Source organism: Neobacillus sp. K501, assembly GCF_053749995.1.
Genome location: NZ_JBSLYA010000003.1, coordinates 113945 through 138978 on the forward strand (window position 1 = coordinate 113945; position 25034 = coordinate 138978).

General features: G+C 39.3%; 23 protein-coding genes. 20 read left to right on the top strand and 3 right to left on the bottom strand.

Features of this window, described 5'->3' with window-relative positions; translation table 11 throughout:
- Both ACWM35_RS08585 and ACWM35_RS08590 read left to right on the top strand, forming a co-directional pair.
- A complete protein-coding gene (locus ACWM35_RS08585) occupies positions 1 to 1176 on the top strand; it encodes an iron-containing alcohol dehydrogenase (RefSeq protein ID WP_454817342.1) in 1176 nt (391 codons plus the stop codon).
- 21 nt (positions 1177 to 1197) lie between these two features.
- Positions 1198 to 1602 carry an acyl-CoA thioesterase gene (locus tag ACWM35_RS08590; protein WP_454817344.1) on the top strand — a complete coding sequence of 135 codons (405 nt, stop codon included), beginning with the start codon at positions 1198 to 1200 and terminating at the stop codon, positions 1600 to 1602.
- A 54-nt stretch (positions 1603 to 1656) separates the two neighbouring features.
- Here the strand turns inward: ACWM35_RS08590 and rluF are convergent, their stop codons facing one another.
- A complete protein-coding gene (rluF, locus tag ACWM35_RS08595) occupies positions 1657 to 2373 on the bottom strand; it encodes a 23S rRNA pseudouridine(2604) synthase RluF (RefSeq protein ID WP_454817346.1) in 717 nt (238 codons plus the stop codon).
- A gap of 194 nt (positions 2374 to 2567) precedes the next feature.
- Between rluF and ACWM35_RS08600 the strand changes: the two genes are divergently transcribed.
- The gene (locus ACWM35_RS08600) at positions 2568 to 3437 is read left to right on the top strand and encodes a cation diffusion facilitator family transporter (RefSeq protein ID WP_454817348.1); all 870 of its coding nucleotides are present in this window, start codon (positions 2568 to 2570) and stop codon (positions 3435 to 3437) included.
- 45 nt (positions 3438 to 3482) lie between these two features.
- Here ACWM35_RS08600 and ACWM35_RS08605 read toward each other — a convergent pair whose 3' ends face one another.
- The gene (locus ACWM35_RS08605) at positions 3483 to 3848 is read right to left on the bottom strand and encodes a hypothetical protein (RefSeq protein WP_454817350.1); all 366 of its coding nucleotides are present in this window, start codon (positions 3846 to 3848) and stop codon (positions 3483 to 3485) included.
- Positions 3849 to 4065: 217 nt separating this feature from the next.
- Positions 4066 to 4977 (bottom strand): TetR/AcrR family transcriptional regulator, encoded by a 912-nt coding sequence (locus tag ACWM35_RS08610; RefSeq protein WP_454817352.1) that lies wholly within the window; start codon positions 4975 to 4977, stop codon positions 4066 to 4068.
- 187 nt (positions 4978 to 5164) lie between these two features.
- Here ACWM35_RS08610 and ACWM35_RS08615 point away from each other — a divergent pair, with 187 nt between their 5' ends.
- The 17 genes from ACWM35_RS08615 to ACWM35_RS08695 all read left to right on the top strand — a co-directional run bounded on the left by ACWM35_RS08615 (position 5165) and on the right by ACWM35_RS08695 (position 25026).
- Entirely contained in the window at positions 5165 to 6697 is a 1533-nt protein-coding gene (locus ACWM35_RS08615; protein ID WP_454817354.1) for a DHA2 family efflux MFS transporter permease subunit, read from the top strand.
- Between the two features lie 125 nt (positions 6698 to 6822).
- A complete protein-coding gene (locus ACWM35_RS08620) occupies positions 6823 to 7272 on the top strand; it encodes a branched-chain amino acid aminotransferase (protein ID WP_454817356.1) in 450 nt (149 codons plus the stop codon).
- A gap of 142 nt (positions 7273 to 7414) precedes the next feature.
- On the top strand, positions 7415 to 8671 hold the full coding sequence (locus tag ACWM35_RS08625) for an MFS transporter (RefSeq protein WP_454817358.1): 1257 nt from the start codon (positions 7415 to 7417) through the stop codon (positions 8669 to 8671).
- Between the two features lie 18 nt (positions 8672 to 8689).
- Complete coding sequence (locus tag ACWM35_RS08630) at positions 8690 to 9382, top strand: oxidoreductase (protein ID WP_454817360.1); 693 nt, start codon at positions 8690 to 8692, stop codon at positions 9380 to 9382.
- A gap of 412 nt (positions 9383 to 9794) precedes the next feature.
- The gene (locus ACWM35_RS08635; protein WP_454818142.1) at positions 9795 to 11147 is read left to right on the top strand and encodes an NAD(P)-dependent oxidoreductase; all 1353 of its coding nucleotides are present in this window, start codon (positions 9795 to 9797) and stop codon (positions 11145 to 11147) included.
- 67 nt (positions 11148 to 11214) lie between these two features.
- Entirely contained in the window at positions 11215 to 12501 is a 1287-nt protein-coding gene (gene preA, locus ACWM35_RS08640; protein ID WP_454817362.1) for an NAD-dependent dihydropyrimidine dehydrogenase subunit PreA, read from the top strand.
- An 18-nt stretch (positions 12502 to 12519) separates the two neighbouring features.
- Positions 12520 to 13938, top strand: a complete 1419-nt coding sequence (hydA, locus tag ACWM35_RS08645; RefSeq protein ID WP_454817364.1) for a dihydropyrimidinase — start codon at positions 12520 to 12522, stop codon at positions 13936 to 13938.
- A gap of 160 nt (positions 13939 to 14098) precedes the next feature.
- Positions 14099 to 15571 carry an NCS1 family transporter gene (locus ACWM35_RS08650; protein WP_454817366.1) on the top strand — a complete coding sequence of 491 codons (1473 nt, stop codon included), beginning with the start codon at positions 14099 to 14101 and terminating at the stop codon, positions 15569 to 15571.
- Positions 15572 to 15599: 28 nt separating this feature from the next.
- Positions 15600 to 15818 carry a hypothetical protein gene (locus ACWM35_RS08655; protein ID WP_454817368.1) on the top strand — a complete coding sequence of 73 codons (219 nt, stop codon included), beginning with the start codon at positions 15600 to 15602 and terminating at the stop codon, positions 15816 to 15818.
- 257 nt (positions 15819 to 16075) lie between these two features.
- Complete coding sequence (locus tag ACWM35_RS08660; RefSeq protein WP_454817370.1) at positions 16076 to 17701, top strand: PucR family transcriptional regulator; 1626 nt, start codon at positions 16076 to 16078, stop codon at positions 17699 to 17701.
- A gap of 112 nt (positions 17702 to 17813) precedes the next feature.
- On the top strand, positions 17814 to 19280 hold the full coding sequence (locus tag ACWM35_RS08665) for a CoA-acylating methylmalonate-semialdehyde dehydrogenase (protein ID WP_454817372.1): 1467 nt from the start codon (positions 17814 to 17816) through the stop codon (positions 19278 to 19280).
- Positions 19281 to 19303: 23 nt separating this feature from the next.
- Positions 19304 to 20659, top strand: a complete 1356-nt coding sequence (locus tag ACWM35_RS08670) for an aminotransferase (protein WP_454817374.1) — start codon at positions 19304 to 19306, stop codon at positions 20657 to 20659.
- Positions 20660 to 20937: 278 nt separating this feature from the next.
- The gene (locus tag ACWM35_RS08675; RefSeq protein WP_454817375.1) at positions 20938 to 21894 is read left to right on the top strand and encodes a sugar-binding transcriptional regulator; all 957 of its coding nucleotides are present in this window, start codon (positions 20938 to 20940) and stop codon (positions 21892 to 21894) included.
- Positions 21894 to 22532 (top strand): phosphate propanoyltransferase, encoded by a 639-nt coding sequence (gene pduL, locus ACWM35_RS08680; protein ID WP_454817377.1) that lies wholly within the window; start codon positions 21894 to 21896, stop codon positions 22530 to 22532. Before ACWM35_RS08675 ends, pduL begins: the two co-directional genes overlap by 1 nt.
- A 27-nt stretch (positions 22533 to 22559) precedes the next feature.
- Positions 22560 to 23300, top strand: coding sequence for a hypothetical protein (locus ACWM35_RS08685; protein ID WP_454817379.1), 741 nt, complete (start codon positions 22560 to 22562; stop codon positions 23298 to 23300).
- A complete protein-coding gene (locus tag ACWM35_RS08690) occupies positions 23297 to 23596 on the top strand; it encodes a EutN/CcmL family microcompartment protein (protein ID WP_454817381.1) in 300 nt (99 codons plus the stop codon). The genes ACWM35_RS08685 and ACWM35_RS08690 overlap by 4 nt, the downstream gene beginning before the upstream one ends.
- 2 nt (positions 23597 to 23598) lie before the next feature.
- Positions 23599 to 25026, top strand: a complete 1428-nt coding sequence (locus tag ACWM35_RS08695; RefSeq protein ID WP_454817383.1) for an aldehyde dehydrogenase family protein — start codon at positions 23599 to 23601, stop codon at positions 25024 to 25026.
- The last annotated feature ends 8 nt before the right edge of the window (positions 25027 to 25034 follow it).

The window sequence follows — 25034 nt, forward strand, 5'->3', positions numbered from 1 at the left end:
ATGGACCAATTTGTTTCCCCTAAAAAAATATATTATGGTGAGGGTTCTCTACAAAAACTACAATCGGTTCTAACAGAACAACAGATCCATCACGCATTTCTCGTTACAGATCCTATATTAAAAGAATTAGGCGTGATTGAGCCAATAATAAAAATATTAAATGATCGGAGTATCGAAGTAACCATAGATTCTAATGTCGTACCAGAACCACCGTTAAAAGTGGGAAATCAAGTGGTCGAGAAAATCAGAAAATGTAATCCTGATTTAGTTATTGGTGTTGGCGGCGGCAGTGCCTTGGACTTAGCAAAGGCTGCAGCGGTACTGGCGAAAAATGAAGGTTTTGTTGAGGACTATTTAAATTTGAGCGGTACTAAAAAGTTTACCAATAAAGGGTTGCCGAAAATATTAATTCCTTCGACATCTGGCACTGGTGCTGAAGTCACAGATATTGCTGTTTTTTCATTAGAAGATACAAAGGACGTCATTAACCATGAATATTTATTAGCAGATTATGCGATTGTAGACCCTGTATTAACCTACACACTTCCTCCGAGAGTATCGGCAGCTAGTGGGATTGACGCTTTTACACATGCACTTGAGGCATACACCTCGAAAAATGCTACACCTTTAACAGATACTTTAGCATTAGAGGCCATGAGGCGGATCCTTCCTAATATAAGAAAAGCAGTTTGGAACGGTGAAGACAAAAAAGCCCGAGAAGAAATGTCATTAGGGAGCTTATTGGCTGGCTTAAGTTTTTACAATGCTGGTGTGGCGGGTGTTCATGGATTAGCATATCCACTAGGAGGACTTTTCAAGCTTTCGCATGGTGAATCAAATGCGGTTTTACTGCCATATGTCTATGATCATATATGGCCAGCCTGTATTGAAAAAATGGTGAAAGTTGCCGAGATCCTTAAGATTCCATCATTTGGGAAAACTGAGCGAGAAATTGTAAAGAATGTAATTAAAAGTTTATTAGATTTAGTTCAGGATGTGGGGTTACCATCAACGCTAGCTGATTATGGAATACAACATGAAGATATAAAAAGGCTATCGGAAAATGGATTTAAGCAGAAAAGGCTCTTAAACAGAAGTCCCATGCCTTTAAGTATGGAGGCAATTGAACAAATATATCTAAATGCCTTTGAGGGAGTCTTACAAAAAAATCGCTAATGAGGGATTGGAGGGCTTTCGATGTATAAAACAACCATTGATCCGCGTGTATCGGAGACGGATGGTGTTGGTCATATCAACAATACCACGATCCCCATTTGGTTCGAAGCCGGGCGTAACCCGATTTTTAAACTGTTTACCCCTGATGACATGTTTGAAAATTGGAAAATGATTATTATCAATATGGCTGTAGAATATGTGAATCAAATATATTTTGGCAGAGAGGTAGAAGTAATTACATGGGTGAAACGGATTGGTAATTCTAGTTTAGAGTTATATGAAGAAATCCATCAAGATGGGAAAGTCTGTGCAAAAGGAACTGTTACCTATGTGAATTTCAACCTCCATTTGCAAAAATCTGAACCGATTCCTTCTTCGATTAGAAGGGAACTTGAAATACACCTTTACGAATCTAAAAGTATGTGAAATCATAAAAGAGGAAGACCCTAAATCCTTAAAGATTTAAGGTCTTCCTCTTTTTTACCATTGTCTTGGTTGATAATTTAAATCGTTAAACAATTGATTTTTTTCTTTTTTGGTTAAGTCTCTCCATTGGCCAATAGCCAGGTTACCTAAATGAATATTCATAATCCGAATTCGTTGTAAACGCTGGACCTCATATCCAAGTGCAGCACACATCCGGCGGATTTGGCGGTTTAAACCTTGTGTCAGAATGATACGAAAAACATACCTCGATATCTGCTCAACTTGGCAGGGAAGTGTTTTGGTATCTAGTATCTCTACACCGGCTGCCATTCTTTTCAAAAATTCAGCAGAAAGGGGCTTATCAACCGTAACAATATACTCTTTCTCATGCTTATTTTCGGCCCGGAGTATTTCATTAACGATATCTCCATCATTCGTAAGGAGGATTAATCCATCTGAATCTTTATCAAGTCTGCCAATATGAAAAATCCTTAATGGATGGTTGACCAAATCAATGATATTTCCTTTAATATGCCGCTCTGTTGTGCTTGTAATACCAACGGGTTTATTCAAGGCGATGTAGACATAATCTTTTGAAACTCTAATTGGTTCTCCATTGATGCAAACCTCATCCCCTGGTTCAACCTTGCTGCCAACTTGTGCCACTTTACCATTGATGGTTACTCTTCCTTCACTAATCCATTTATCTGCTCCGCGTCGAGAAGTTTTTCCCGACTCGGATATAAATTTATTTAATCGCAGGTTAAACACATCCTTAATGGGTTGAATATGTTAATAGAATACTGAACCATTCATTTATTTTCAAGATTTATTAAAATCGATTTTTTACATAAGCCAACATTTTTTCGTTCATATTAATTATTTAGTGGAATGACAAAAGGTTTCTCTAGACCCACTAGATATTTTTCCTCGATAATATAGGAGATAGAAGTGAGGGATATAGAATGGAAAAACATGTTTCTTCGGATTTACGAAGAGGGGAACGGGGAGCGATTATTAGTATTATCGCCTACCTATTTTTGTCTGCAATAAAATTAGCAGTCGGCTATATGGCTGAATCAGAGGCATTGAAAGCAGATGGGTTGAACAATGTAACGGATATTATCGCCTCTTTTGCTGTCCTCATTGGCTTACGATTATCGCAGCGTCCCGCAGACGATGATCATCCTTATGGTCATTGGAAAGCGGAATCGGTTGCTTCATTGGTTGCCTCTTTTATTATGATGGCAGTTGGACTTAAAGTCCTCTACGAGGCATTGTTAAATGTATTAAATGGGGATACACAGTCTCCAGACGTTATTTCAGCGTGGACAGGGCTTTTTTGTGCAATCATTATGTATTTTGTTTATCGCTATAATAAAAAACTAGCGAATGAAATAAACAGCCAGTCTGTTATGGCTGCAGCGAAGGATAATTTATCTGATTCTTGGGTCAGTGTTGGTACATCCGTTGGGATAATTGGGGCAGCTGTTGGATTCCCTTGGTTAGATCCATTGGCGGCAGGCATCGTTGGAATTCTCATTTGTAAAACGGCATGGGATATTTTTAAAGAAGCTTCTCATTATTTAACAGATGGTTTTGACGAAAAAGAAATGGATACATATAAAAAAACGGTTATGCTTTGCAGCGGTGTTAAAGGAGTAAAAGAAGTTAAAGCGAGGAATTATGGTAACCGTGTTGTTGTGGATGTAGTGATTCTCGTTAATTCTACTCTTGATATAAAAAATGCCCATGATATTGCAACAAAGGTTGAGAACGAGTTAATCGGAAAGCACAATGTCTATGAGGTCCATGTGCATGTTGAACCGAATTAAGATAGGGAGAAAGATGGGATAAATTCAGTTCCCATCTTTTTTAAATTATTTCTTTTTCCTTTTGCTTCTAAAAACCGTCATATTGCTACTTTCCCAGCCTCTTGAAAGAACGTAGTTGCCACTAACAGTGTCAATGGATTTAAAATTATTCGGTTTTTCCTTCTTCCTGTTCTCTTGAACCGGTTTCTTTGGAAGATCTTTGTGGGCGAAATCACTGACTTCTAGAGAGTCCGGTTTAGGTTTATTTGCTTCTACTTCTAGATTCTTCTCGGGTTTATCTGGAATAAAATCAAGAATGTTTCTCTGTTTTGTGCTTGAATTTGGGAGCATGAAGCCTCCAAATGCAGGTCTTTCAGTTCTTTTATTATCACCAGCTTCTCTCTTCCTTTCACCAAATGAAAAAAGCGACATTCTTTTTAAGCACCTCCTGTTTCGCATTTTAGGGCACCATAAAAAATACTAACCAACAAAAATAGAACATGATCTTGTTTGAATTAATTTACGTAACCTAATCATACTTTGTATAGGCAACTGCACCATATGAATAGCTGCAAAAAAAATATCCCCAAAAGAAAAAACAGTTTACATCACATCATGACATAAACTGTTTTAAAAATAACTAACACTGCTAATCTTTTTCCTCTGTATCAAGCAGGTAGGTTTCGATGAGCTGTTCCAGTTGCTCGAGTTCTTTTTTCCAAAGGGATGCTGGGTTTGATTTTAGAGATAAAAGGGCGCTTTGAATGAGGAATTTTCTTGGCATCCTTGTTTGTAATAATTCTTCTTGGATGAAGTCTAGCAGTTCAGTATATCTTTCTTGGCTCGTTTCATTTTGGAAATGCTTTGGAATGGAGCTCCTGATATTTTGGGTTATTTTATAGAGGCTGCCTATTAATTCATGATTGTTTGGTTCACAGCCTGGCAGCCATTTTTCCAATACTTCGTTTTCAAGCAACTGCTCTTTTGATTCTGACACTTCATTGACCAAATTTACTAATCGTTCCACACTATAACCAACCACTTTCTTGATCCTTTCCCCCGAGGGATTAGCCAAGCGATTATACATAAGGTTATGTTGTAACATACCTGTGAACATAATGGCGCAATCTAATAGATAAGGTTTCTTGTCTTCACCGAAGATATCGATAAACCGTCTAAACATCCAGCCAAGGGAACGGATTCGACTTCGTTGAATGAATTGTTTAAGATCAACATCATTTGAAGCTTGTACTTCTTCATATAGGGTAATTAATTTGTATTTCTTGTTTGTCAGCATTTGTAATTCTAGTTGTTTTTTGAAAATCTCAATATTCGCTGGATCTTGGCCAAGCATTAATTCATTGCGTTCTTTTTCGATTTGCTTATAAATCGTCTTATAAATCGCAATTAATAATTCACCTTTTGATGAAAAATAATTATAAAAAGTACCTTTCGAAATACCGCTAAAATCTAATATATCTTGAATGGAGGTAGCTAGGTATCCTTTTTCAATAAATAATTGAAGTGCCATTTTTATGACATGCTGTTTGCGATTCTTCATAAAATCACCTTTATATTCAATTTGTACTCATAGTATAAATAGATAGTACATGAAATAAGTATATCATTAAAAATCAATATTTATATAGATTTTTTTGTTGCAAAATATAAACTATCGGTATATTATTAGTAAGGCGTGAAACGGGTGTCTAATAAATGAACTATGAGTATATAATGGGGGTATAAAAATGGAAAATGTAAATTCTGAAACAAAACGTCCTCCATATGGGATTATTTCGATCCTGATGATTGGAGCATTTATAGCTTTTTTAAATAATACCTTACTAAATATTGCCTTACCATCCATAATGAAAGACTTAGAAATTGATGCAGCGACTGTACAATGGCTGACAACTGGCTTTATGTTAGTAAACGGTATTTTAATACCGACATCAGCCTTTTTAATTCAAAAATATTCTGTCCGCCAGTTATTTATCGCTGCGATGGGATTATTTACGCTAGGAACGATTGTTGCGGGTCTCGCACATGTATTTCCTTTATTATTGACTGGAAGATTACTTCAAGCATCCGGCTCAGCCATCATGATGCCATTGTTGATGAATGTCATGTTAGTAAGCTTCCCAGTGGAAAAACGGGGGGCAGCAATGGGTGTATTTGGTCTAGTGTTAATGTTTGCACCTGCCATTGGCCCTACATTATCTGGATGGTTAATTGAACATTACGATTGGAGAATGCTATTCCATTTTGTCACACCAATTGCTGCGGTGGTCTTACTACTTGGCATTTTCTTATTGAAAGATAAAAAAGAAAAAGTCGATATACGACTTGACTTCTTGTCGGTTATCCTTTCAAGTGTTGGGTTTGGTGGAATCCTTTACGGATTTAGTTCTGCCGGTAAGAAGGGATGGGACAGTCCTGAAGTATATGGAACGCTAATTATCGGTATCATTACATTAACCATATTCATATTACGTCAACTGAAACAAGATAAACCAATGCTTAATTTCACGATTTATAAATATCCAATGTTTGCCCTATCATCCGTGATCTCGATGGTAGTAACAATGGCGATGTTCTCAGGGATGCTGCTCTTACCGATTTATGTCCAAACACTTAGAGGGATTTCCCCATTAGATGCTGGTTTAATGCTCTTACCTGGGGCGATTGTCATGGCATTTATGAGTCCGATTACCGGAAAGTTATTTGATAAATTTGGTGGGAAAATGTTAGCCATCGTTGGCCTTGCGATTACAGTGGTGACAACATATTATTTAAGTGAATTAACACTTGAAACTACCTATACGGAATTAATTATTTTATATACGGTCAGGATGTTTGGTATGTCCATGGTTAATATGCCTGTATCAACCAATGGATTAAATCAATTACCGAAACGATTTTATCCTCACGGTACAGCGATGAATAATACCTTGTCACAAGTATCAGGTGCTATCGGTACCGCTTTATTGGTTACGATCATGTCCAACGTTGCTGAATCAAGAGCAAAAGAATTGGGAGAAAAAGCAATGTCCCAACTGACAGAACAACCTACGGCAGAAATCATGGCTCAAATGAAACAAAAAATCATGATGCAATCGATGCTTGATGGAATCAATTTTGCATTCTTTGTTTCTATTTTTATTGCCGGATTGGCACTCGTTCTTGCTTTCTTTATGAAACGTGCTACACCAGCAGAGGATCCGATGGATGAAGTGAAAGTGGAAAAGAAAGTGGTTAATAATAAGTTAGTTGAAAACTAAGGTAAATCATAAAAAAACAGTTCTATATTTAGAACTGTTTTTTTCTATTTATCGGAAGAATAGTTGCTTTTTTGAAGATAAACAATCAATATAAATAAGGGAAAATAGTTAAGGAGGATTGGAACATGTCAGCTTTTGAAAATGCTTATATTGAACGATGCAATAAAGAAACTGAAACAATGATTGCTACCGAATCTAACGATTTTTTGGAACAAACAATCACCTATTTAAAAGAACATAAGAATGAATTTATTTACATGGAATCAAATATTTTTGAAGAAATTGGCGTCGAGGGTTTATCTTTAGAAATGGATGATGTATTTGGTACATATGATGTGATGCTTGGATTAAAGCTCCAGAAAAAGTTTGAGAAGCCATTAAAGGAACATTTAAATGCCCATTTACATGGAGATGAGGCGAAATTTGATTTGATGTTCAGCCACGAGGATGGTCTTTGGGATTTGAATTTTACGTTAAACTATGTTGACGGATTCAGTGACGAAATCTCCCTTAGCGGGGCGTTTGAAATCATATACCGTTTTCTATCAAAACTTGTTGCTGATGTAAAAGCATAACTTAATGATAAAATTTTTCAGACTATACCCTGTGGGATAGTCTTTTTTATCGTTCTGCACGAGAGGAATTAATTCTTTTAAGATTCTGATTTCGGTAGTATGATGGTTTAATAAATAGGTATAAGAGTGGAGGTAGTCTAACTTGTATTATGGATGGATTGTTGTTGGCCTTACGTTTATCGCAGTACTGATTGCGGCAGGGATTCGCTCAATTACAGGAGTAATTCTAATTCCTTTAGAACTTGAATTTGATTGGAGTCGAACTGCGATTTCATTTGCATTTGCGATAAATTTAACGCTATATGGTTTTTCTGGTCCATTTATCGCTGCCGGTTTTGAGCGATTTGGAATCAGGAAAATGATGGGGTATGCGATGCTCTTGTTAGTGGCAGGGATGTATCTAAGCTTGATCATGACAGAGTTATGGCAGTTAAACCTTATTTGGGGAGTTATTATTGGTTTAGGTTCTGGCGTTTTTCTTTCTGTTCTCTCGGCAACTGTAGCCAATAACTGGTTTGAAAAGCGGAGGGGGTTTGTGCTAGGCTTACTTATGGCTGGGACGGCAGCAGGCCAGATGATTTTTTTGCCATTATTATCTTATTTAACAGAACAATTTTCCTGGCGTTCAGGTCTGTATGTTTTTGCTGTATTGGGAGTTATCCTTATTCCGATCATTTTCATTTGGATGAGGGATAAGCCTGCTGAGAAAGGGCTGCTTCCTTATGGTGCAGATTCAGTTTTAGACCCATCTGATTCTGTGAATAAAAAGAATCCAATCTCCTCAGCTTTTGAAGTATTATGGATTGGAGTTCGATCCTTGCCTTTCTGGTTGTTGTCCTTAAGCTTTTTTATTTGTGGATTGTCGACAGCAGGATTAATCGGCACCCATTTTATTCCTGCATCTACTCACCATGGAATCCCCGAAGTTCATGCCGCAAGCTTAGTTGCTTTTATGGGGATATTCAATATTATCGGTACGATGTTTGCTGGCTGGCTGTCGGATCGCTTTGATAATCGCTGGCTTCTGTTTTGGTTTTATGGCTTGAGAGGATTGTCCTTACTTATCTTGCCGTTTGCATTTGAAATGAAATCCTACTTGATGCTGATAGGATTTGCCATTTTTTATGGGTTAGATTGGATTGCAACTGTTCCTCCGACTGTTCGTCTAGCTTCGGATCATTTTGGAAAAGAACGGGGAGCGATTATTTATGGATGGGTATTTGCTGCCCATCAATTAGGATCAGGTGCTGCTGCCTTTTTAGGAGGATATTTTTATGAAGTATTCCATAGTTATACCCTTACCTTCCTTTCTGCAGGAGCTCTATGTATCATTGCAACACTGTTTGTTCTAAGTGTTAAGAAAAAAACACCACTGTCTTCCGAGGCAATCGAGGTATGAGCTTGAAAGGGGTAAGTTATGAGTCAAATACAAAAAACAGCTTTAGTACTAGGAGCAACTGGTCTGATTGGCAAAGAACTAATCAAAATAGTAACCCAACAAAATCTATATGAAAAAATTATCTTGTTGACTCGAAGACCGATTGAAATTGAGGAGAGTGTCTGTGAGCAGCATGTGATAAATTTTGATGAATTACATCATTATCGTGAAATGTTTCAGGTGACAGATGTTTATTGCTGTTTAGGGACAACAATAAAAAAAGCAAAAACGAAAGAGGCATTTCGTAAAGTCGATTATGATTATCCTGTACAAGCTGCCAAATTCGCAAAGGAGCAAGGAGTGGAGCAATTTCTGATTGTTTCCGCTATGGGCGCTGATACAAAATCACCCTTCTTTTATAGTCGAGTAAAAGGAGAGGTTGAGGAAGCGCTAATAAAGTTGAACTTCCCATCACTGTCTATTTTCCGTCCCTCCTTATTGTTAGGGAGCAGGGAAGAGTTCCGCTTTGGAGAAAAGATGGCTGAAAAAGTAAGCAGTTTGTTAAATCCTTTAATGGTAGGACCATTACGACCTTATAAACCAGTACATGCCAGCACTGTTGCCGCTGCTATAGCTATGGTCGCATTAGGAAAAAGTAAAGGAGTCAAAGTCTATTCCTCTCATGAAATCGACCAGATGATTGGTCATACAAAATGGAAAAAGAAAAATTAAATGAAAATCAATGAAAAGTGGACTTAGAAGAGTCTACTTTTTTATTTGTACAGCAAATTAAATGATTTTGTCGAAAATAAATTTGTAAGAAAATCTATCAAATTCGTTTAAATAATTGTAAAAAAATACTATTTTTCTATTAATAGCCTTGGTTCCATCGTTTACAAACCTCATATTTCTTAAAAATGGTTTCGATGGAATTTTACAAAATTTTTTGTTGCAGTATGTTAAATTGATAAAAGATTCAGAATTGTACAAGTAATTGTGAAATTTACATACTGAGCATTAGATAGCTTGCACGATTTTACACCCTGTATAATGAAATGCTTTAGGTGGAGCTGTAAAATGAAAAATAGATGCAGAATTTTCAGTGAAATTTGAATAAAAAAAGGAGGGTTTCTAATTGGAAAAAATCCAGCGCATTTCCCTTAGCAATCTTGAAAAAAACTTTCAAGAGGTTGAAAGAGCACTTACGACCCAAGAAGCTTTAGAAGAATCTAATCGCTGCCTCTATTGCTATGATGCTCCTTGTATTAAAGCCTGCCCGACAGGAATTGATATCCCTACCTTTATAAAAAAAATCGCTTCCGGAAATTTACTAGGCTCAGCAAAAACCATAATGTCATCAAATCCAGTTGGAGCAAGCTGTGCACGTGTATGTCCAACTGAGGAATTATGTGAAGGTGCATGTGTCCTCAATCATTCCACAAAACCGATCATGATTGGAAACTTGCAAAGATATGCCACTGATTGGGCAATTAGAAATGAGCAAACATTATTCGAGCCTGGTGTTCGCAATGGAAAGTGTGTTGCCATTATTGGCGGTGGTCCGGCAGGATTATCTGCTGCCAGAGAGTTAGCCAGATTCGGATACGATGTAACCATCTACGAAGCGGCCGAAAGGGCTGGGGGCTTAAATACTTATGGAATTGTTTCATTCCGATTACCACAAGCGATTTCCTTTTGGGAAGTGGAACAAGTTGAAAAGCTCAATGTAACGATTAAAACCAATACAATGGTTGGAAGAGATGTATCAGTAGATGAATTATTAGAAAACTATGATTTTATTGTTTTGGCAGTGGGAATGTCATCGGTACCGGATTTAGGAATTGAAGGGGAAGATCTTGAAGGTGTCCATGATGCGATTGAATTTGTAAAAAATACAAAGAGCGGCACGATTACAAATAACTTTGTCGGTAAGCGGTTGGCAGTTGTGGGTGCTGGGAATACGGCGATTGATGGGGCAACCTGTTCTGTTCGCTTAGGTGCTGAAAATGTAAAAATCCTCTACCGCAGAACAGCGGAAGAAATGACCGCTTATGATTTTGAATATGAGTTTGCCAAACAGGATGGTGTGGAATTCCGCTGGTTAACAGCTCCTAAAAGGATAATTGGTGATGAAAATGGGAAGGTAACGGGGATTGAGTGTTTAAAAATGGAGCTAGGTGAACCGGATCCAGATGGACGACGCAGACCTATTCCTGTAGCAGGGTCAGAGTCGATTATCCCGGTGGATGCCGTTATCAAAGCAATTGGACAAACCAGATATTATGAACTATTTGAGAAATTTGGAGTACAGCACCAAGGCGGAGTGGTTACAGTCAATTCAGAAACCTATCAAACTTCGAATCCTAAAATTTTTGCCTGTGGGGATGTTGTTTTCGGAAAAGGAAAAGGCGACGCCATGGTCGTTACGGCAGCTCAACAAGGAAAACTAGCTGCACATAGTATTCATAAGCTTACCAGTGCAGTCGGAACTGCTTAATTTCTAAAAGTAACCTAAAAACATGTAAGCGTTTTCTGTATATATTTCGATAAGGGGTGATTTCCAAATGGCTGATTTACGTATTAATCTTGCAGGGATAAAATCTCCAAACCCGTTTTGGCTGGCATCTGCTCCCCCTACCAATTCGGGGTATCAAGTGCAACGAGCATTTGAAGCAGGATGGGGAGGGGCAGTTTGGAAGACGTTAGGAGACCCAATCTTAAATGTCTCCTCCCGGTTTGCTGCGATTAGTTTTAATGGTCAAAGAGTGGCTGGCTTTAACAATATCGAGCTCATTACCGACAGGCCACTGGACGTCAATTTAAAAGAAATCTATGAAACAAAAAAGCGATTTCCAGACCATGCGATTATAGCCTCACTAATGGTGGAACCAAAGCAAGAAAAATGGCATGAAATCGTTAAGCGCGTCGAAGATGTAGGTGTTGATGGCCTTGAATTAAATTTTGGCTGTCCACATGGTATGGCGGAACGGGGAATGGGTTCTGCATCAGGCCAGGTTCCAGCATTAGTGGAACGGCAAACCTATTGGGTGAAAGAGGTGGCCCAAACTCCTGTTATTGTTAAATTAACACCAAACATTACCGATATTACAGCAACAGCAGAGGCAGCCTGTAATGGCGGGGCAGATGCGATCAGTATGATCAACACGATAAATAGTTTAATGGGGGTTGATCTGGATTCATGGAATACGATTCCGCATGTTGCGGGAAAAGGTGCACATGGCGGCTATTGTGGTCCGGCCGTTAAGCCAATAGCCTTAAATATGGTTGCTGAATGTGCTCGCCATGCCAATATCAATGTTCCTATTTCAGGAATTGGTGGAATTTCAAACTGGCAGGATGCCGTAGAATTCATGCTCATGGGGGCTACTGGTGTGCAAGTTTGTACAGCTGCCATGCATCATGGATTCCGAATCGTTGAGGACATGATTGAAGGACTTAGCCATTATTTAGATAGCAAGGGGATTAAGTCCGTTTCAGAAATCATTGGAAAATCAGTTCCAAGATACTCTGATTGGGGGAACTTGGATCTAAATTATAATATCGTTGCCAAAATTAACACCGATGTTTGTATCAATTGTAATAAGTGTCATATCGCCTGTGAGGATACCTCTCACCAATGCATTGATATGTTAACAGATGATAATGGTCAAAGTTATTTAAAAGTACGAGAAGAGGATTGTGTCGGCTGTAACTTATGTTCAATTGTTTGTCCGGTAGATGGAGCGATTGACATGATTGAAATTCCAAATGAATTACCAGTGATGAGTTGGAACGAGCGTCAAGCAGCACTGAGTCTTGCGACAGAGTGTAAAGTCGACGTCAATAAATAGGTTAGGAGGCGATTGTTTATGAAAAAACTAATTAAGAATGGAACGATTGTCACTGCTGCTGATACGTTTCAAGCGGATGTTTTAATCGAAGATGGAAAGGTATCTCAGATTGGATCGAATTTAACCGCATTAGGTGCTGAAGTCATCGATGCAAAGGGCTGTCTAGTATTGCCTGGAGGAATTGACCCTCACACTCACCTAGATATGCCGTTTGGCGGAACGGTAACAAAAGATGATTTTGAAACGGGGACGATCGCAGCGGCCTATGGTGGTACGACAACGGTGATTGATTTTTGTTTAACCAATAAGGGAGAACCCCTGAAAAATGCAATACAAACTTGGCATGATAAATCAAAAGAAAAAGCGGTCATTGACTATGGATTCCACTTAATGATTGCAGAAATAAATGAGGAAGTATTAAACGAATTGCCGTATGTGATAAATGAAGAAGGAATTACTTCTTTTAAAGTGTTTATGGCCTATAAGAATGTATTCCAGGCAGATGATGAAACACTCTTCCGAACACTTATCTCAGCGAAAGAGCATGGTGCTCTTGTAATGGTACATGCTGAAAACGGTGATGTCATTGATTATTTAACGAAAAAGGCGATTTCAGAAGGAAAGAAAGAACCTATTTACCATGCGTTAACAAGACCACCAGAGCTTGAGGGAGAAGCAACGGGGCGAGCAGCTAAGCTTACTGGACTAGCAAACTCGCAATTATATGTTGTACACGTTTCTTGTGCCGATGCGGTTGAAAAAATTGCCGAAGCACGCAGTAAAGGCTTTGATGTTTGGGGAGAAACCTGTCCACAATATTTGGTTTTGGATCAAAGTTACTTAGAAAAACCAAATTTTGAAGGAGCAAAATACGTTTGGTCGCCGCCACTTAGAGAGAAATGGAATCAAAATGTCCTTTGGAATGCGTTGAAAAGTGGACAACTGCAAACAATCGGTTCTGATCAATGCTCCTTCGATTTTAAAGGTCAAAAAGACTTAGGACGCGATGATTTTACAAAGATTCCAAATGGCGGACCAATCATCGAGGATCGAATCTCGATTTTATTCTCGGAGGGGGTGAAGAAGGGAAGAATTAGTTTAAATCAGTTTGTTGATATTACTTCTACGCGTATTGCTAAGCTATTTGGCTTATATCCGCAAAAGGGTACGATTGCTGTTGGTGCTGATGCAGATATCGTGATTTTTGACCCAACGATTGAGCGTGTGATTTCTGCAGAAACCCATCATATGGCTGTTGATTACAATGCCTTCGAAGGAATGAAGGTGACCGGTGAGCCTGTTTCTGTTCTTTCACGTGGTGAATTTGTCATCCACGAAAAACAGTTCGTCGGTAAACCGGGTTCTGGTCAATATTTGAAGAGAGCAAAATACAGTATGTACACACCATTAGCCCAAAATCAACCTTTATCCATTTAATTAAGAAACGATCGTACTATCTCCCTTCAGGATTGAACCTCCTCACGCAATTGCTTGCCCATCTGCAGGCAATTGCCCTTTTAAAATTTTGATCGTTGTCGGTTTTGTCTGAATTTGTGTCGTTAAATTCTATTTTTTAAACCGAAAAAGGAGTGTTCATATGAAAAAAAGCCACTTAAAGTCTTCAGATTTATTACCTATTCAACAAAAAGACCGCAAAATTTCTTCTTTAGGTTATTCATTTATGTGGGTTGGGATGGTCGTCGTTCTCGCTACTTTTGCTATCGGTGGTGCAGGAGTCGTTAATCTATCTTTACCACTTGTCATCCTTGCGACGATAATTGGTTCATTAGCGATTGGATTTTTTATTTCTTTAATTGCCGATATTGGAATCGAGCATGGCTTATCCTTTCCTGTTTATATGAGAGCACCATTTGGTACCATCGGAACACATATCCCTTCCATCACTCGTGGGGTTGCGGCTTCTGCGTGGTTTGGTATAAATACTTACTTCGGCGCGACTGCAATGAATGGGATCTTAAATATTTTATTTGGGTTTGATAATTGGTTTGTTTGTTTCCTTATCTTCGCGGCCGTGCAATTGATTAACACTGCTCTAGGAATCAAATCAATCGAACGGTTTGCTGACTTAGCAGCACCGATTATCATGATTATATCCATCTGGATGTACATGTCATTATCTGATCAGGCTCAAGCTGCTGGAAGAAATGTATGGACTTGGGTGGAATCACCGGTTACTGGTGGAGCAGCCTTCACAGCCTTTATGGTCGTTATTTTTAGTAATATGGGATTTTGGGCGACATTGAGTGCCGATATTCCATCGATCTCACGATTTATGAAGGCTCCTGCAAACGAAAAGAATTGGTTTAAGCGGAATAAAAGTTCTCTTATTGGAAACCTAATAGCCATGCCACTCACTCAAACATTTATGATTATCATTGGTGCTGTTTCCTATATTGCTGTTTTAAATGCAGATCCAGTTGTTGCACTTCAAGAATCAGCAAGTGGTATTATTCTTGCCATCTTACTTTTAATGATCGTTTTAGCGCAATGGTCCACTAATACCGCGGCAAACGTAGTCCCAGCAGCAACAATATTCTCCAATGTCGGTGGTCCGAAGTTCCCGTTCTGGGCGGGGGTTATAACAGCTGGTATTGTTGGTACGATTGTTCAACCTTGGGAGTTATTTGGCGTCATCATCCCGATTCTGTTAATTGTAGGCGGAATTTTATCAGCGATTGTTGGAATCTTATTTTCTGATTATTATTTGCTTCGTAAACGTCGAGTCAATGTACCTGAATTGTATGAAGATAATGGACAATATAAATATATGGGCGGCGTGAATTTAGCTGGATTTATTGCATGGATCATTGGCGGGTATTTAGCCTATTTATTACCTTCCTATGGGTTTTTAGTAGGATTTTTGGTTGGAGCAGGTATTTACTATGTTCTAGCTAAATTCTGGTGGTTTAAGAAATATCAGCAAGCCGAAATTGAAGACCCAAGTGATGAGAAATATTTAGGGATTTCTGTTGGCAGGGATTGGGTCATTGAGGAATATGAATTTGAAGCGGTTATCGAAGAAACTCCATCAAGCTTGAAATTTGATTGATGATCAACTCTATTATTAGGAGGATACCATGTCAGATTACAACCAATTTCTAGATGAACGGGATAAACTGGATTTTCTCATTCAGAAGGGATATCGCATTAATCGTGTACATGAGCATTTAGACGGAGCATCTGTCGAGTTTTTCCATCCTGAGAAAAATGAAAAGGAATTGCTTTTAATCGGAACAGCTAATGCAAGAAAGTATTTTTCAAGTTTACTCATTAAACAAAATTTAGGGATTGAGTAAAGAAAAGCGGAAGCGCCCTGGTCAGCGGCGTATGGCATGGAGCGCTCCAACTGAGAAAAGGAAACACGAAGAGCGGTAGCGATTCGATGTGACTTATCGTAGGACGGAGAGCGAAGGACACTAGCCGCTAGGACGCTGGAGCTGGACATTTCTCGAAGTCGAATTTTATACGCATATAATTCTAAAAAGGAAAAGGATTGGAACTTTTACCAATCCTTTTTTCGAATTTTTTGTATGGAGTTAAGGGGGGGTGGACGATGAAGGAACTTTTTCAATTAACCGTAGCTGAAATTCTAGGAAGAAATTATTTTGAAAACGCTATTGTAGTCGCTGGAGAAGAGGGACTTAATCGTACGGTCAAATGGGTTCATGTTGTAGAGGTTACCAATATTCGAAACTTGTTAAATGGGAAAGAATTAATATTATCGACTGCTGTTGCCTGGAAAGAGGATGAGGAGTTACTTGTCTCGATTCTTCAGCAGCTAATTGAAAATGATGCTGCAGGACTCTGTATTGAAGTTGGCACTTATTTATCTGAAATCCCTGTTGAAGTAATCAATATTGCTAATGAACATCAGTTTCCCCTGATTGTTTTTCAAGAGGAAGTTCCATTTGTGGCGATTACGCAAGACATCCATTCAATGATTATTAATCAGCAATATCGAAAGATTACCGATTTAGAAAATTATTCACAAAGCTTGAACAAAAGATTGTTAACAACGGAAGCATACGAAGATATTCTCCAATTTATTTTTTCCGCCCTTGAGGTACAAATCATATTCCGGCTAAAGGCGCAGGATTATGAATTCGTTCCAGAAATCAATCCAACCGAAAAAAATATCATCATTCAACAATTAGAGGAGATGAAAACCGAAGAAAGCCATCATATCGCTTTTTCACCGATTCATTTGTTTGGACAGGAATATGCGGAGTTATTTATTTATTCAAGGGAAATTCCCTTCAGTGAATATGATTTATTGATTCTCGATCGGACCTCAACAGCATTAGCTCAGCATTTATTAAGAGATTTATTTGTAGAGGAAAAAAAGCGAGTAGAGGAATTTGAATGGCTCCATGGGTGGCTTGAGGGTGAACATCCGTTAGAAAGTATCCAGGAGTATTTATTTGAGCATGGGCTGAAACCAAAAACAACGGAAGCCGTTGTCCTTATCACAAAGCTGCTGTCATTTAAGGAAAAATCCTCTCATGATGTTACGTATATAAAATTATTATTTCGCTCTATTTTTGAACAAAATGGCTTTTCCGTATTAGTGGTTGAAAAAAGGAATGAAATCATTTTTATCCTCTTAAATAATCGTCCGAAAAAGAAGATGAAAGAACGGGTAAAAAGAGCCATTGATGGTATTAAGGATTCAGAGTTTATGAGAAAGAAGAGTTCCTCCCAAATATTTATGGCTGTTGGCAGGTTTATTGATCAATTGTCAGATTTACATAAAAGTTATGATTCAGCCAAAGAAACCCTTCGCATTCAGCAGCAAATGCCGAAAAAAGAAACCTATCATTTTTATGAAGATTTACATTTATATCGTCTCATTTCGCAAATGAGTAAACATATGGATTTGCAGGAGCTAGTTTTAGAGTATCTTCAGCCCGTCATCCAAAATGACCAAAAGTATAATGGAAAACTACTAGAAACTCTAAAGGCATATTTAGAGTGTAATGGCTCGAAACAAGAAACCGCCAACAAATTGTTTATTGTCCGGCAAACCTTATATCATCGCCTGCAAAAGCTTGAAAACCTGCTTGGCAATGATTTTATGGGGCATGAAAAGCGGATTGCGCTAGAGTTTATGCTGCTTGTTGCTGATTATTTATCACCCGAGCTTTTTAAGCTCGAAAATAACGTGAAAGTCATCGACTAATATTCAATTTGTGGAAGAAAAGCCTCCGTGGATGTTACAGACTGTCTAATGAAAGCACTACCATTTTTCGAGATAATGGAATTACGGAGATTTAATTTTAGGAGGGATACGAATGGGTGTTACTAAAAACGAAACGACGGTTCTTCAAAATTATATTAATGGTGCTTGGGTTGATTCGAATAGTGGGCAAACACTGGATGTACCGAATCCAGCAACTAATGAATTATTAACCAAGGTACCTGTTTCCACGAAGGAAGATGTAAATAGGGCAGTTGCCGCTGCAAAGGAAGCGTTTAAGGCATGGAAAAAGGTTCCTGTTCCAAAGCGGGCAAGAATTCTCTTTAAATATCACTATTTGCTAACAGAAAAACACGAAGAATTGGCACGATTAATCGTTCAGGAAAATGGTAAGGCCTATAAGGAAGCATATGGTGAGGTGCAACGCGGGATCGAGTGCGTTGAATTTGCCGCAGGAGCGCCTACTTTAATGATGGGGGAAACCTTATCTGGAATCGCCGAAGACATTGATTCGGAAATGTTCCGTTATCCACTAGGGGTTGTTGGTGGTATCACGCCATTTAATTTTCCAATGATGGTTCCACTTTGGATGTTTCCATTAGCCATCGCCTGTGGAAACACCTTTGTGTTAAAACCTTCGGAGCGTACGCCGATTTTAGCTAATAGACTTGTAGAGTTGTTTACAGAAGCTGGTGCACCGGCGGGGATATTAAATGTGGTCCACGGGGCACATGATGTGGTTAACGGTTTACTTGAACATCCAGATATTGCCGCGATCTCCTTTGTTGGATCTCAGCCTGTGGCGAAATATGTGTATGAACGGGCAGCAGCCAATGGGAAACGTGTCCAGGCTCTTTCCGGTGCGAAAAATCACCATATTGTCATGGCAGATGCGGATATGGATAAGGCAGTTCAGCATATTATCAGCTCTACCTTTGGCAGCGCAGGTCAACGTTGTATGGCTTGCAGTGCGGTCGTAGTAGTTGGCGATAATGAGCCATTTGTTCAAGCGTTAAAGAAAAAAGCGGATGAATTAAGTATTGGCAACGGCATGGATGAAGAGGTGCTCCTAACACCAGTCATTCGAAAAGAGCACCGTGATAAAGTTCTCGGCTATATCGAAAAGGGAGTAGAAGAAGGTGCAGACTTAATCCGAGATGGACGAAGAGAAATGGGTGATCATCCGCAAGGAAATTTCTTAGGACCAACTATTTTTGATCACGTCCGTCCGGAAATGACGATTGCAAAAGACGAAATCTTTGCCCCGGTTTTGAGCTTACTGCGTGCTAATGATTTGGATGAAGGATTAGAGTATATTCGAAAATCTAGGTACGGGAACGGAGCAACAATTTATACCAATAATGCCAAAGCAGTCCGTCAATTCCGAGAAGAAGCAGATGCCGGGATGCTTGGAATCAATGTGGGTGTCCCAGCAACGATGGCCTTCTTCCCATTCTCAGGCTGGAAGGATTCATTCTATGGTGATCTTCACGTCAATGGTAAAGATGGCTTGAACTTCTATACTCGTAAAAAAATGATAACTTCTCGTTTTGATGCATAGTAGTAAGTAAAGGAGGGATCGATATGGTTGAAACGAGTCAATCACAGGAAACTTTAATAGATTTGGATGATCAATATCTTTGGCATTCAATGAAGCCGTATAATCCGAAGGCAACGATTGTTGCTACAAAAGCTGAAGGTTCTTGGGTTACCGATGCTGACGGGAATCGTTATTTAGATGCCATGGCTGGCTTGTGGTGTGTGAATGTAGGTTATGGGAGATCCGAGCTTGCGGAGGCTGCCTATGAGCAATTGAAGGAAATGGCCTATTTTCCATTATCACAAAGCCATGTTCCTGCCATTAAACTTGCAGAAAAATTGAATAGCATGCTTGATGATGAGTATGTTTTCTTTTTCTCGAACAGCGGTTCGGAAGCAAATGAAACGGCGTTCAAAATCGCACGTCAATATCACCAGCAAAAGGGTGATCCTAATCGATATAAGATTGTTTCCCGTTACCGTGCGTATCATGGAAACTCGATGGGGGCATTAGCGGCAACGGGGCAAGCGCAAAGAAAGTATAAATACGAGCCATTAGCACCTGGATTTATTCATGTCGCACCACCTGACTCCTATCGGGATGATACGAACGTGAATGATCCAATGGAATTATCCTCGATAAAAGAAATTGACCGTACTATGACATGGGAGCTTAGTGAAACAATCGCTGCGATGATCATGGAACCGATTATCACAGGTGGAGGGGTTTTGGTCCCACCAGAAGGATATATGAAAGCTGCAAAAGAAGTTTGTGAAAAACATGGTGCACTCTTAATTGTCGATGAAGTCATTTGTGGTTTTGGCCGGACGGGCAGACCATTTGGCTTCATGAACTACGATGTAAAACCGGATATCATAACGATGGCGAAAGGGATTACAAGTGCCTATTTACCGCTGTCAGCAACAGCAGTCAGGAAAGAAATCTATGAGGCGTTTAAAGGCTCAGAGGAGTACGATTATTTCCGCCATGTAAATACATTCGGGGGTAATCCTGCCGCTTGTGCCTTGGCGTTGAAGAATCTCGAATTGATGGAAAACGAACAATTATTTGCTCGTTCCAAAGAGCTTGGGGAGCAAGTATTATCTGATTTATCCAATCTACTGCAGGATCATCCATTTGTTGGTGATGTCCGCGGAAAAGGGCTTTTAATTGGGATAGAACTGGTGAAGGATAAGCAAACAAAGGAACCGTTAGAGGTTGCTTTGGTCAATCAAGTCATTGCAAATTGTAAACAGCATGGGGTATTAATCGGAAAAAATGGTGCAACCGTCGCTGGTTACAACAACGTGTTAACACTTTCACCGCCGTTAAATATAGAAATTAATGATTTGAAGTTTTTGATTACAACATTAACAGACTCACTAAAATCCATTCAGTAATTGATAAATGGGACACATGCAATATATTGCATGTGTTCTTTTTATTTTCTTTTTAATGACGGAATTCGGTGAATTGTGAAAAATGTCGGAATTTTACCAAAAGAGTAATTGACACAAAAAAAGGAAAGGTTATAATAAAATTATCAAATGTTCAGACTAGTTTTACATTTTTTCATTAATTAATATTTGTGAAAATTTGTAAAATAAAAATGAACGTATTTTTGTAACCGTTTTCTATTTGTTTTGTTTCATATTTTAAAAAATTAGGTGATTTGATTATGGCGGAGGAAAGAATTTCACGTTTAGTTGAAGTAGCTAAAATGTACTATCAGTTAGACTACAGTCAACAAGAAATCGCGAAAAAGCTAGGTATTTCCCGCCCCACCGTCTCAAGGCTGCTGGTACAGGCGGTTGAGGCGGGAGTTGTCCATATTAAAATCGTAAATCCAGCGGAGGATGTCGAGCAAATCGCCTTGCATCTAAAGGAGAAATTTCAGTTAAAACATTGTATCGTGGCTCCTGTTGCCGACTACGAAGATGAACTCATTAAGGAAAAATTGGGTGAGGCTGCAGCTGACTACTTATATAGTATTGTCAATAATGGGGATACAATTGGGATAACTTGGGGAACGACTTTATACCATCTTGTGAAAAAAATACACCCTAAGAATGTAAAGGATGTTACGGTTGTTCAACTAAATGGCGGGGTAAGTTACTCAGAGTCAAATACATATTCTTCAGAAATTATCAATGGCCTTGCAAATGCCTTTCATACAACTCCACATTTTCTTCCAGTTCCTGCAGTTGTTGACCATATAGTTGTCAAGCAGGCCATCATTGCAGACCGTCTAGTAAAAAAAGTATTAGAGTTAGGCAAACAAGCGAATATTGCAATTTTTACAGTAGGTGAACCCGGCGAACAATCAACATTAATGCATGCAGGATATTTTTTAGACAGTGACATTGAAACGTTAAGAGCGAACAAAACGGTTGGCGATATCTGTTCCCGGTTTATCGATATTTCAGGGAAAATCAGCCACGAAATCCTCAATGACCGCACTATTGGAATAGAACTTTCAGATCTATCTAAAAAGGAATTTGGGATTCTCATTGCAGGTGGTAACAGCAAAATAGATGGAATTGTCGGAGCCCTTAATGGCCGCCATGCCAATGTATTGATAACCGACCAATATACAGCGAAGGCATTGCTTGAATTGGAGGTGAATACCAGTTAATGGAGAAAGAGAGTCTGAGAGAGATTGTAAAAGAGATAGTAAGAACGACACTGTTAAAAGAAAAAAAGGTTCCGATTGCAGCCTCGAATCGTCATATTCACTTATCTCAGGCGCATTTAGAGAGACTTTTCGGCCGTGGATACCAGTTAAATAAATTGAAGGACCTGTCACAGCCCAATCAGTTTGCTGCCAAAGAAACGGTTACACTTATAGGGCCAAAAGGAAAAATTTCGAATGTCCGTATCCTCGGCCCGGCAAGAGGGAGTACGCAGGCTGAGGTGTCGTTGTTTGATGGATTTACCTTAGGGATTAAGCCGCCTTTACGCAACTCCGGTGATATTAAAGGTTCAGCACGGATTACCATTCAAGGACCACGAGGACAGATCAGCATTGAAGAAGGGTTAATCTGTGCTGCTCGCCACATTCATATGCATACCAGTGACGGTGAGGCATTTGGTTTAACGGATGGAGATATCGTTCAAGTAAAAGTTGATGGAGAGCGCGGAATCATTTTTTCAAATGTCCTAATCCGTGTTGCACCAAACTATAAGCTGGAAATGCATATCGATATTGATGAAGCAAACGCGGCAAATATTACGAACGGCCAGCTTGGAGAGATCCTTCATTTCGGAAAGTAAACAAACAGGCAGGGGCTGATGCTGGAAATGAAAGAAAAAGTAAAATCAATTGTACAGCAGGTCGTTGAAGCATATCTGCAGGAACAATTACAGAAAAATAAGAAGCAGTCGATAGCCATTCTATTAGGATATCAATCTCCTAAACCATTAGATGTTTTGGAAGCGATTTCATCCCTTTCTGATGCATTCGATGTGACATTTCTTTTAACAAAGGAATGGCTACCATTACAAGAACAAATTGATGGGAAGTCTTATCTCCTATTAGATGAAATCGGTCTAAAAGAAGTATTATCCACAATTGAAAAGACATCCATCCTCGTAGTCCCTGCAGCAACTTATCAGTTGTTAGCAAAGTTAGCGTTAACGATCGATGATGAGGTGGGGGTATGGTTGGCTATTCAATATCAATTACACGGAAAGCCAATTGTGATTGCAAACAATCATGTTGAACCAACGGTTTATCAACAAATTCATGCTCCACATACCGTACAGGAGAGAGTACAGTCCTACATACGACAAATTCGCATGGATAAAGTCAGTTGGGTTCCTTTACAAAAGTTAGTACAAACTGTGGAACAGCAAATTATTAGAAACGAAGAAAAGAAAGCTCTTATTCTAGAAAAACATATTGATAAGGCTTTTCGAGAGGGCTTAAACGAAATTTATGTTCAAAAAAACAGTCACATCACACCGGCAGCAAAGGATTTAGCGAGAGAATTGAAAGTTCAAATTAAGCAAGTTGCATCCTTGAAAGGAGGGCAGCCATGATCATTTGTAAAGTAGTTGGCAGCATTGTGTCCACTACAAAAGCGGAAAAATTAAAAGGGAAAAAACTCCTTATCGTACAGCCACTCGATATGAAGACCATTGAGGTAGATGGTAAACCATTGGTTGCTATCGATACAGTTGGATCTGGCGTTGGCGAGGTGGTCCTGCTTGTCAGTGGTAGTTCAGCAAGACAAACAGAAATAACAAATGGGGTACCCGTTGATGCTGCAATCGTAGGGATTGTCGATCAAATTGAAATACAAGGGTCGTTAACTTTCAATAAAGGAGGTAACTGAATTTGCAAATAACGGATACAGATATTAAAAAAATGGTTGAGCAGGTTCTTCAGCAATTAGGGCATTCGGCAGTGGCCGAAAAAGCTGAAGGCCCATCAACGGATATTTCACTTATGAATGGCGTGTTTTCAACCGTTGATGATGCAGCAGAAGCTGCGAATCAATCATGGCAAAAATTACGCAAGCTGCCTTTGTCAACGCGAAGACATATGATTGAAAATATGCGCCAAATCAGCCGTGAACATGTACATGAATTAGCCGAGCTTGCCGTGGAAGAAACAAAGCTAGGCAGAGTTGAGGATAAAATAGCAAAAATACTCTTAGCGATAGATAAAACACCTGGAGTGGAAGATTTAGTTAGCACCACTTACACAGGGGATGACGGGTTGACTCTGGTTGAATATGCACCAATTGGGGTATTTGGTTCCATCACACCATCAACCAACCCAGCGGCAACTGTCATCAATAATTCGATTTCTTTAATCGCAGCTGGTAATACAGTGGTCTATAATCCGCATCCTAGTGCGAAACGAGTTTCAATTAGAACGCTACAGTTATTAAATGAAGCGATTGTCGCTGCTGGAGGGCCTGAGAATGTCCTTACAACGGTAGCGAATCCGAATTTGGAAACCTCTGCACAAGTGATGCACCACCCAAGTGTAAAAGCACTTGTTGTTACAGGCGGTGGACCGGTTGTCAAAGCTGCTATGACAGTTGGCAAAAAGGTGATTGCTGCTGGGCCGGGAAATCCTCCAGTCGTGGTTGATGAAACGGCCATCATTGCAAAGGCTGCTTCCGATATCGTTAAAGGTGCGAGCTTTGACAACAACATTTTATGTACCGCTGAAAAAGAAGTTTTCGTCGTTGAGAAAGTAGCAAACACCCTTAAAGCCGAGATGATCAAGAATGGTGCTGTCGAGGTGAAGGGATATCAATTAGAAAAGCTGCTAGACAAAGTACTTACGAAGAAAAACGATAAATTCTATCCAAATCGAGATTTCATTGGAAAGGATGCTACGGTGATTCTTAAGGCAGCTGGAATTCATGCCAGCCCAGATACGAAATTAATCATCATTGAAACATCGAAGGATCACCCTTTGGTCATGACAGAAATGTTAATGCCAATTTTACCAATCGTTCGTGTTCCAAATGTAGATAAAGCGATTGAGCTTGCCGTTATTGCGGAAAAAGGGAATCGTCATACCGCGATTATGCATTCGCAAAATATTACGAACTTAACAAAAATGGCGCAGGAAATTCAAGCGACGATTTTTGTGAAAAATGGACCATCTGTCGCAGGCTTGGGTTACGAGAGCGAAGGGTTTACGACCCTAACCATCGCTGGACCTACGGGTGAAGGATTAACAAGCGCCAAAACCTTTACCCGGCAAAGACGCTGTGTCTTAGTGGATGGATTAAGAATTATTTAGTGGGTGAT